Raw genomic sequence first — 9,467 nt, 5'->3', positions numbered from 1 at the left:
GCTCAGGTCACTCGGGTGACCTGAGCGTCTGACACGTCCGGCGGTGTCTGACAGGTCCACTCGCTCAGGGTCCTGCGCGACTCGAAGCGGCGGAGCCGCCCGGACAGCGGGTCGGTGAGCTCGAGCGACCGGGACAGGAGCTGTAGCGGCCGGTCGAAGTCGTCGGGTTCGGCCTCGCGAAGCTCGGGCCAGAACGGGTCGTGCAGGATCGGCAGCCCGAGCGACGCCATGTGCAGCCGGAGCTGGTGGGTCTTGCCGGTGTGCGGCTCCAGGCGGTACAGGCCGAGGCCACGCGCCGCTGAGGCCGCCGAGAGGGTGATCAGGGACTCGGCGTTCGGCTCGCCGGGCACCTCCTCGGCCCTGGGGACGCCGCGCCGCTTCACCATGCGGCTGCGCAACGTGACGGGCTCGCCCCGGGCGACCAGGGCGGCGTCGGGCGGGGCACCGTCCGACGGCGCGAGCGGTGCCACCGCCTCGTAGACCTTGCGCACCTCGCGGCGGGCGAACGCCTCCTGGTACGCGCCGCGCACCTCCGGCCGCACGGTGAGGACCAGCACGCCCGCGGTGCCGCGGTCGAGCCGGTGCGCCGGCGACAGCTCCGGCAGGTCCAGGGCGACCCGGAGCCGGACCAGGGCGGTCTCCCGTACCCACCGCCCGCGCGGCATCGTCGCGAGGAAGTGCGGCTTGTCGACGACGAGCAGGTTCTCGTCGCGGTACAGCACCTCCGGCTCGAAGGGGATCTTGTCCTCGTGCGCGGGCGGGTCGCGGTAGAGGTAGAGGAAGCCGCGCGGCGCGTACGGGGTCGTGGGGGTGAGCGGCTCCCCGCTGCCCGTGACGATCTCGCCAAGACCCAGCTTCTCGCGCAGGCGCACCTCGTCGTCGTGGAACCGGTCCAGGAGGTAGTCGAGCGCGAACGGGAACCGTGCGACCACCTCCGGGTCGTGCGGCAGCACTATCCGGGTCGGGTTGAGCCCGTCCCGCACGGGCAGCGGCGGTCGGTGCTTGGTGGGTCCGGGTCTGCGTCCGGTGCCCTGGGACGGGTGGCTCACGCCGTCAACCTAACCCCGCGGGGCCGACGGTCATCGTTCCGAAACATTTGTGCCAGAACCCGTCGAAGTTGAAACAGGAATGCAACGCGCAGTCATCACCCGCCTAACGGCGCCCACCTAGTTTTCGCAGCAGAGCCGCGCGGTCGTGCGGCACCTGACACCGGAGGAACCGTGAAGGCCCTGAAGAACCCCGCCCTGCAGATCGGCATCGCCGCCGTCGCCGGAATCGCCTTCGGGCTCCTCGCCGGCGAGTGGGCGAGCAACCTGAAGTTCGTCGGCGACCTCTTCATCCGGCTCATCCAGATGTCGATAGTGCCGCTCGTGATGGCCTCGGTGATCGTCGCCACCGGATCCATGAGCGGCAAGGGCGCCGGCGGGCTCGCGGCCCGGACCTTCGGCTGGATGATCTCCTTCTCCGTCGTCGCGGCGCTGCTCGCCTGGGGCCTGAGCAGCCTCCTGCGCCCCGGCGCCGGGATGGTGTTCGACGGCGAGCTCGACCCGGCCCTCACCCCGCCCGAGCCGACGAGCTGGCAGGACACCGTCCTCGGCTTCGTGTCGACCAACATCTTCGAGGCCATGTCGACGGCGAGCATGGTGCCGATCATCGTCTTCTCGCTGCTGTTCGGCGCCGCCCTCAACACGTACGTCGCCCGGACCGGCAACCGGCTGGTGCTCGGGTTCTTCGACCAGCTCCAGCAGATCGTCCTCACGATGATCCGGTTCGTCATGTACATCGCACCCGTCGGGGTGTTCTGCCTGCTCGCGGCGCTCGCGGGAGACGTGGGGTTCGCCGTCGTGACGACGGCGCTGAGCTACCTCGGGACGACTCTGCTCGGCGTGATCGTCCTCCTGGTCCTGTTCGTCACCGTCGTCACGCTGCGCACCCGGCTGAGCCCGTGGCGCCTGCCGCGCAAGCTCGCGGAGCAGACCGCGATAGCCGTCACGACCACGAGCTCGGCCGTCACCTACCCGACGGTGCTGCGCAACGCCGTCGACAAGGTGGGCATCAGCAAGCGCGTCGCGAGCTTCACCCTGTCGGTAGGCCTGACGATGGGTTCCTACGGGGCCGTCCTCAACTACATGATCGTCGTGATGTTCCTCGCCCAGGCGGGCGACGTCACCCTGTCGCCGGGACAGCTGGTCCTCGGCATGGCGCTCGCCGTGCTCCTCAACATGGGCACCATCACGGTCCCGGGTGGCTTCCCGGTGGTCGCGATGTTCCTCGCGACGTCGCTCGGGCTCCCGTTCGAGGCGGTGGGGCTGCTCATCGCGGTGGACTGGTTCACGGGCATCTTCCGGACGTTCCTCAACGTCAACGGCGACACGCTCGTCGCGATGCTCGTCGCGAACGCCTCCGGCGAGATCGACCGCGACGTCTACGACGAGCGGAAGACGGTCGCGGAGAGCGACGTCTCCGCCGACACCGACGAGCCGAAAGCCGACGAGCCCGGCGCCGGCGAGCCGAAAGCCGATGAGTCGAACACCACAGCCGCTCCGGCGAACCAGCCCGCCTGAAACCTTGCAGTGAGTGCAACGAAGCTGGACGATGCGAGGATGGACCTCTACGACATCCCCTTCCACACCATGGACGGCACCGAGATCTCGCTCGCCGAGCACAAGGACGACGTGGTGCTCATCGTGAACGTGGCGTCGCGATGCGGTCTGGCGCCGCAGTACGCGACCCTGGAGGAGCTGCAGAAGAAGTACCAGGACCGGGGGTTCACGGTGCTGGGCTTCCCCAGCAACCAGTTCCTGCAGGAGCTCAGCTCGAACGAGAAGATCGCCGAGTTCTGCTCCATGACGTACGGCGTCACGTTCCCCGTGCTCGACAAGATCAGGCTGAACGGCCGGAACGCCCACCCGCTGTACGTCGAGCTCAAGAAGGCGGAGGACGCCGAGGGACACTCGGGCAAGATCCGGTGGAACTTCGAGAAGTTCCTGGTCCTGCCCGGTGGCGACGTGCGTCGCTACTCACCGAGGACGCTGCCGGACGACCCGGCGATCGTCGGCGAGATCGAGGCGCACCTGCCGCGCTGAGGCTCGGGAGGCCGCCGCCGAGCGGCGGCCTCCTCGCCTCAGCCCTCACCGGGCGCGAGCGTGAGCCGCATGGCGACCGGCACGACGTCCGAGGCGTCGCCGAGCCAGCCGGTCCACACCCTCGTCAGGCCAAGCTCCCTTCCGGGGTCGGTCTCCTCGGCGATCAGCCGGTGCTTGCTCACCAGCTGCGCGGCCGTGAGCTCGCTGACCGTCAGAATGTCGATGACCAGCACGTCCACCCGGTCCAGGCCGAACGCGAGCCAGTCCTGACTCACTCGCAGCGAGAGCGTGTCGAGCGCCGTCAAGCGGGACATCACTGCACTGAATGCTGTATCTGTCATGCAGCCTTGACGCTCGAACCACGCGGAGGTCACAGCACTTCGGGGAAATCTTTCACCCCAATTTCGCCCTGGCAGACGGTGGCGCTCCGCAAATCTCGACGGTGGTGCCCGCACCGCGGACGGGGCATACGCTGGTGAACATGGAACCGACCCGATTCCGCCAGGCCACGCCGGAGGACGCGCAGGCGCTCCTCGATGTCGAGCGCGCCGCCGGGATCGCGGCGCTCGGCCACATCTTCCCGCCTGGCATGTACCCCTTCCCCGCCGACGAGGTCCTGGCCAAGTGGGAGTCCGCGCTCACCGAGCCCGGCGTGCGCGTGCTCGTCCTGGACGACGACGTGGACAGCTCCCGGCTGGCCTGCTTCGTCGCCCACGACGGGCAGCTGCTGCGGCACCTCGCGGTGCACCCGTCCCGCTGGGGCGCCGGCCTCGCCCGCGCCGCGATGGACGCTGCGGTCGCCGAGATGCGCGACCCGCGCCTGTGGTGCCTTGCCGACAACGACCAGGCCATCGGCTTCTACGAGCACCTCGGCTGGCGCCGTACGGGACGCACCCTGGCGTCCGACTACGCGCCGTTCCCGGACCAGGTGGAGATGGTCCTCCCCCGGGACTGAGGCCCGGCCCGGCTACCGGGCCCGGCCACAGGACCCCGGCTACAGGTCGACGAGCCCTGCCCGGTACCCGAGCACCACAGCCTGGGTCCGGTCCCGGGCCTGCAGCTTCGCGAGGACCGACGCCACATGCGTTCGCACGGTCTCGACCCCGACCACCAGCGCGGCGGCGATCTCCGCGTTCGTCATGCCCTGCGCCACGAGCCCCAGCACCTCCCGCTCGCGCGGCGTCAGCACCGGAGCGCCGGCCGTGGCACGCGGACGGGTACGGACCAGGTCACGGAGCGCCTGCGGGTACAGCAGGCTCTGCCCGACGGCGACCGTCCGGACCGCCTGCACCATCTCGTCGGCGCCCGCCCGCTTGAGCAGAAATCCGGACGCCCCGACCGTCAGCGCGTCGAGCACGTAGCCGTCGTGCTCGAACGTCGTGACCACGAGCACGCGGGGCGGCTCAGGCAGCCGCAGCACGAGCTCCGTCGCGCGCAGCCCGTCCACGCCCGGCATCCGCACGTCCATGCAGACGACGTCGGGGCGCAGGGCGCGTGCCAGCTCGACCGCCTGGGCGCCGTCGGCGGCCTCCCCGACGACCTCGATGTCGGGCTCGGCATCGAGGATGAGGCGCAGGCCGCTGCGGACGAGCGGTTCGTCGTCGGCGACGAGCACCCGGACCTGGGTGTCAGGCATCTGGATCCTTCCGGTCGGCCCCGCCGGTTGCCCGGGGCGCGCAGGGCAGCGTCGCACGGAACACCCACAGGTCGCCGTCCGGCCCCGCGTGGACGGTACCGCCGAACAGGGCGACGCGTTCCCGGATACCCGGCAGGCCGCGCCCGCCGGTCGAACGCCTGCCGGGCCGGGAACCGGGACGAACCGGGTTCACCACCTCGATCCGCACCTCGTCGCCGCCGTGCCCCACGGTGAGCCGGACGGGGCCGGGAGCGCCGTGCCGGTGGGCGTTGGTGAGCGCCTCCGTGACCATGCGCTGCACGGTCCGGCCGAGGAGGGCGGGCAGCCCGGCCGGCAGGTCGAGGTGAGCGCTCAGGTCGAGCCCTGCGCGGCGGTGCGCCGACACGACGTCGTCCAGGGCGGGCGCGAGGGCGACCGGTGCGTCGTCGGCGGCGTCGTCCCGGAGGACGGCCAGGAGGTGGTCGAGCTCGGCGAGCGCCGACCGTGCGGTGTCCTCGATGGCGGCCAGGGCCTCGGCCGCCGCGTCGGGGTCGACCGCGACGACCCGACGGCCGGCCGCCGCCTGGACGGTGACGACGGTCAGCGCATGGCCTATCCCGTCGTGCAGCTCGCGCGCCAGGCGGGTGTGCTCCGCCTCGCGACGGGCCCTGGCGAGCGCCGTCTCCATGCGGTCGTGCGGCGTGGGCCCGAGCACCCGGCCGGCGAGCGCCGCGGCGGCGGCGCCCAGCGGCCAGGTGGCGATCAGGGCCAGCAGTGCAAAGGCCGCGCACAGGACCAGCCGCAGCGCGAGCGACACCGGCCCGGTCGGCAGCGGCAGCCCGGTGTAGAACGAGTCCCCCGAGCGCAGCGCCTCCCCTGCGACGGCCTCCGCGCCGATGAGTACCGCCATCGGGACGCCCGCGAACAGGCCGACCGCCACGAGCAGACCAGAGGCGAGATGTCCCGCCACCCAGGCCGCCGTCCGGAGGCGGTGCGCGGCGCGGGGCCGGGCTGGTGCCACCAGCTCGTCGTCCACGTCGAGCAGCGCGCGGGCCGCGGTGACCTCGAGCTCCCGTGCGCCGGGTACCAGCCCGAGCCCGATGGCGGCCGCGACCGTCGCGACCGCCACCACCCAGGCGGGAAGGCCTTCGGCGACGACGTTCAGCAGGCTGTAGACGAGCAGCACCAGGGCCAGCCCGATCGCCCCGCCCAGCATCTGCCAGGCGAACCGCCGAGCGAGATACCGGGCGAGATACCGCACACGATCCGCGGTGAGGTGTCGCCTCGTCGCCTGCATGCCGTCATCCTCTCGCGTCGAGCACCGGGGTGGGCAGCGCCGGGGAGCGCTCGGACCGGGTCCGGTGGGCCACGTAACCCCAGACGGCGAGCGCCAGGGCCGGACCCCAGTACCAGCACGGGAAGGTGACCGCACCGACGATGCCGTCGACCAGGCCCTGCCCGCCGAACATCACCAGCATGGGGACGATCGAGAAGATCAGCGTGACCGCGATCAGCCCGCCGGGCACCGCGGCCGCGGCGACGGGTACGCGGCGCCCTGCGAGGCCTGGCATCCAGCGGGGAAACACCTCGCCCCACGGTCGGATCAGACCGAGTGTGAGGAAGACGCCGAGCCAGGCGCCGCTGGACAGCGTCAGCCCCCAGATCCGCGTGGACAGGTCCATGTCGAACCCGAGCTGCGGCCACGGGGTGAGCCAGGTGAGCCGCACCAGGGCGTACGGGAGCGGTCCCGTGGCGGCAACGATCGTGATGGCCCTGCGGTGCCGCACCACCCAGTCCGTCGTGCGCTCCAGGACCGGCGTGCCCGCCAGGGCCTGCACCCCGGCGGCGGCCCACAGGGTCCCGACCGTGAGCACGAGCAGGGACAGCAGCAGCCCTGCGCGGTTCTCGTACAGGCCGGCGCCGAGCATGCGTACGATCCCGGCGAGGGCGTCCCGCGCCAGGAACGCGCCGACGACGAGCAGCGCAAGGCCGGGTACGCCGACCGTCCAGCGGGCGACCCGGTACCGGCGCACCACCTGGACGAGCAGGACCACGACGGCCAGCGGCATCGCCATCGCGACGAGGTAGCCCATCGTGGACAGCGGGCCGCCGCCCTGCAGCACCACGCCGAAGACGACGAGCTGCGCCGCCGCGACCCAGACCCGGCCGCGTACGCCGAGGACGCCCGCGAGCGCCGCGATCCCGCCGGCGACGCCGGCCAGCGCGGTGAGGACGTGCACGGTGGTCGCGGCCTCCTGTCCGGCGAGTTGGGCCAGGAGCGCGGTGGCGGGGTCCGCGTAGACGTTCGGCAGGAGCCCGAGCATCCAGGCCAGGCCGAGCAGCGCGGTGGCGCCGCTCGCGATGGTGGCGCCGATGAGCGTGGCGCGGGGTAGGCGTTCCATGACGGTTCCTTCCGGTCGGTCGTGCGGTACGCCTTCACACTCCCGTCCGCCAGGTGCCCGTCCCCTCCCCCGACCGGGGGATATCGGCTGGTGGCCGGGGGATGCACGGGGATACGTTCGCCGGCATGACGTTCGACGGCATGACGTTCGACGAGGAGCTGGCGGAAGGGCTGGCCGTGCCCACCGACGGCTGGGACTTCTCCTGGTTCGCGGGCCGGGCCACCGAGGAGCGCCCCGGCTGGGGCTACGTGCGGCTCTGCGGCGAGCGGCTGGGCCGGGTCGACTCGGTGCTCGACGTCGACACTGGCGGCGGCGAGGTGTTCGCGGAGGCACTGGGGCTCGCGGAGCACGTGCCCGGCACGGTGCGGGCCACCGAGAGCTGGGTACCCAACCACGCGCTCGCCTCGGCCGCGCTCGAACCGTTCGGCGGTGTGGTGACCCTGGTCGAGGGCTCCGCCGCCCCGCTGCCGTTCGACAAGGACACGTTCGGCCTGGTCACGAGCCGTCATCCGGTCTCGTTCCCGTACGCCGAGGCGGCTCGGGTGCTGGCGCCCGGCGGCACGCTCCTGGTCCAGGAGGTCGGGGCCGGTTCCAACCGCGCGCTGTACGAGTTCCTCATGGGACCCCAGGAGGACCGGGACGCCGAGTACCTGGACCGGGTCCGCGAACAGGTGGCCGCGGTCGGCTTGGAGCTGGTGGCGCTGCGGGACAAGCTCACCCGGGTCGAGTTCTTCGACCTGGCGGCGGTGGTGCACTTCCTGCGCAAGGTCCTGTGGACGGTGCCCGACTTCACTGTCGAGAAGTACCGTGACCGGCTGCGCGCGCTGCGGGAGCACATCGCGGAGCGCGGCTCGTTCGTCTGCCACAGCAGGCGCACGCTCGTGGAGGCGCGCAAGCCCTGAACGGGCGAGGGTCCGCTCAGTGCACGGGAGCGGGCTTCCCGTTCACGTCCTCGCGGGCGGACGGCGGGTCGACGCGCTGGGCGGTCAGGTCACGCGGCGTCAGGGTGAAGCCCTGCCAGTGCATCTCCATCGGGCTCTGGTCCTCGTCGCGCGCGACGTGGTGGAAGCCGACGGCGACCCACGTGACGACGTCGGACAGCTCCGCCTCGTCCTGCGCGAAGTCGAGCACGCCCGAGCCGCACGTGCCCTCCTTGTTCGCCGTCGCGAAGAGCTGGCAGTCGTCGGCCTCGGTGAACGCGACCGCGTACCCGGCGTCCTCGACGTCGTCGTGATGGTGGTCCTGGGTGAGCTCGAACGGCGTCGTGGCGCCGAGGTCCACCTGGTAGGAGATCTCGTGCCCGTCCTCGTTGAGCACGTCGGGGTTCACCACGCGCCACCAGCGACGGTCCGCCGCCTCCGCGGTGCCCTCGTGCGTGATCCTGGTGAGCCTGCCCTCGACGAGCGGCGCCCGCGGCCCCTGCTCACCGGTCGGCGCGGCGTCGTACTGCTCGACCACCTGCCCACCCGGGCCGCCGAGCGCCCAGTGCACCCGCCACACCGCGTTGTGCGAGTGGCTGGTGGCGTAGTCGGTGTCCCCAGGGCCGACCGGCCAGCCGTGGGCCGGGTCGTCGCCGTAGTCCTCCGGCGACAGGTCGCCCGTGGCGCCCAGGTCGGACCGGATGGTCCCGTCGCTGCCGAACGTGTACTGGCTGACGTACTCGTACCAGCCGACCTTCGAGACGGTCGCGAGCCGCAGCTCGGTGCGCCGTGCCACCTCGGCCCCGGCGCCCTCGGCGCTGCGGTACGCGATGCCGCCGTCGACCACCTCCTGGCAGAGCACCGACCGCCTCTCGCCGCCGCCGCCCAGCGAACCGTCGCCGATCTTCGGCAGGTACGTCTCGAGACGCTCACCCAGGCACTCGGTCTTGGTGAGCGTCATCATCTGGGGGCCGCCGAAGCCCTGCGTGGTGATGTCCTCGGTATTGCGCAGGCCGGTGTCGTACGGCACCTCGAGCTGCCCGATGGACAGCTCGGCCAGCACCTGCACCGGCTCGTGGCCCGCCGGCGTGAAGTGGACGTCCTCGAGCACCAGCCCGCGGCTGGAGTCCACCCGCCAGCACATGGTCCACGTCGAACGGCTGAGCAGCTCCTGCGTGATCGGCTCGTTCTCCGGGCACCTCAGGTCCACACCGCCCGACGCCGTGCTCTCTTCCATCAGCGGGGCGGGCGCCGCGGGTAACGCGTGCTCGACGACCAGGATCGCGGCCACGACGAGTGCGACGATGGCCGTTGCTGCGACGATCGCCGGAATCATCCCCCGTCTCGGCGACAGCTCGGACACGACTCCCCCTTGGATCTCGGTCACACGGCCCGTCAGCGGGCCGTTCGGAAACAGGACCGGCCCGGTGCGACGACGTCGCAC

Annotated in this window: 10 protein-coding genes; 4 read left to right on the top strand and 6 right to left on the bottom strand. The window is 71.9% G+C overall.

What is annotated here, in order from left to right; genetic code table 11:
• Positions 1 to 2 precede the first annotated feature (2 nt).
• Positions 3 to 1,049 carry a pseudouridine synthase gene (locus ACFWE2_RS22635; protein ID WP_377226458.1) on the bottom strand — a complete coding sequence of 349 codons (1,047 nt, stop codon included), beginning with the start codon at positions 1,047 to 1,049 and terminating at the stop codon, positions 3 to 5.
• Positions 1,050 to 1,220: 171 nt separating this feature from the next.
• On the opposite strand from ACFWE2_RS22635, the gene ACFWE2_RS22630 reads away from it, so the two are divergent.
• Entirely contained in the window at positions 1,221 to 2,564 is a 1,344-nt protein-coding gene (locus ACFWE2_RS22630; RefSeq protein ID WP_377226457.1) for a dicarboxylate/amino acid:cation symporter, read from the top strand.
• Positions 2,565 to 2,603: 39 nt separating this feature from the next.
• Positions 2,604 to 3,086: a glutathione peroxidase gene (locus ACFWE2_RS22625; protein WP_377226456.1), complete on the top strand. Its 483-nt coding sequence runs from the start codon at positions 2,604 to 2,606 to the stop codon at positions 3,084 to 3,086.
• A gap of 38 nt (positions 3,087 to 3,124) precedes the next feature.
• Here the strand turns inward: ACFWE2_RS22625 and ACFWE2_RS22620 are convergent, their stop codons facing one another.
• Entirely contained in the window at positions 3,125 to 3,400 is a 276-nt protein-coding gene (locus ACFWE2_RS22620; RefSeq protein ID WP_377226455.1) for a hypothetical protein, read from the bottom strand.
• A 167-nt stretch (positions 3,401 to 3,567) separates the two neighbouring features.
• Between ACFWE2_RS22620 and ACFWE2_RS22615 the strand changes: the two genes are divergently transcribed.
• Positions 3,568 to 4,041, top strand: coding sequence for a GNAT family N-acetyltransferase (locus ACFWE2_RS22615; protein WP_377226454.1), 474 nt, complete (start codon positions 3,568 to 3,570; stop codon positions 4,039 to 4,041).
• A 39-nt stretch (positions 4,042 to 4,080) separates the two neighbouring features.
• Here the strand turns inward: ACFWE2_RS22615 and ACFWE2_RS22610 are convergent, their stop codons facing one another.
• From ACFWE2_RS22610 to ACFWE2_RS22600, 3 genes are read right to left on the bottom strand one after another with little or no spacing between them, the layout of a single operon-like run.
• Entirely contained in the window at positions 4,081 to 4,722 is a 642-nt protein-coding gene (locus ACFWE2_RS22610) for a response regulator (protein ID WP_377226453.1), read from the bottom strand.
• Positions 4,715 to 5,998 carry a sensor histidine kinase gene (locus tag ACFWE2_RS22605; RefSeq protein WP_377226452.1) on the bottom strand — a complete coding sequence of 428 codons (1,284 nt, stop codon included), beginning with the start codon at positions 5,996 to 5,998 and terminating at the stop codon, positions 4,715 to 4,717. Before ACFWE2_RS22605 ends, ACFWE2_RS22610 begins: the two co-directional genes overlap by 8 nt.
• 4 nt (positions 5,999 to 6,002) lie before the next feature.
• Entirely contained in the window at positions 6,003 to 7,103 is a 1,101-nt protein-coding gene (locus tag ACFWE2_RS22600) for a hypothetical protein (protein WP_377226451.1), read from the bottom strand.
• A 125-nt stretch (positions 7,104 to 7,228) separates the two neighbouring features.
• Here ACFWE2_RS22600 and ACFWE2_RS22595 point away from each other — a divergent pair, with 125 nt between their 5' ends.
• On the top strand, positions 7,229 to 8,005 hold the full coding sequence (locus ACFWE2_RS22595; protein WP_377226450.1) for a class I SAM-dependent methyltransferase: 777 nt from the start codon (positions 7,229 to 7,231) through the stop codon (positions 8,003 to 8,005).
• A gap of 16 nt (positions 8,006 to 8,021) precedes the next feature.
• Here ACFWE2_RS22595 and ACFWE2_RS22590 read toward each other — a convergent pair.
• Positions 8,022 to 9,467 (bottom strand): copper amine oxidase (locus tag ACFWE2_RS22590; protein ID WP_377226449.1); only part of this gene is annotated, 1,446 nt, incomplete at its 5' end.

The sequence above is a fragment of the Promicromonospora sp. NPDC060271 genome, assembly GCF_042726755.1.
In the GTDB taxonomy this organism is placed as follows: domain Bacteria; phylum Actinomycetota; class Actinomycetes; order Actinomycetales; family Cellulomonadaceae; genus Promicromonospora.
Note: the sequence above shows the minus strand (reverse complement) of the source record. Positions and strands in the feature narration are given on the sequence as shown.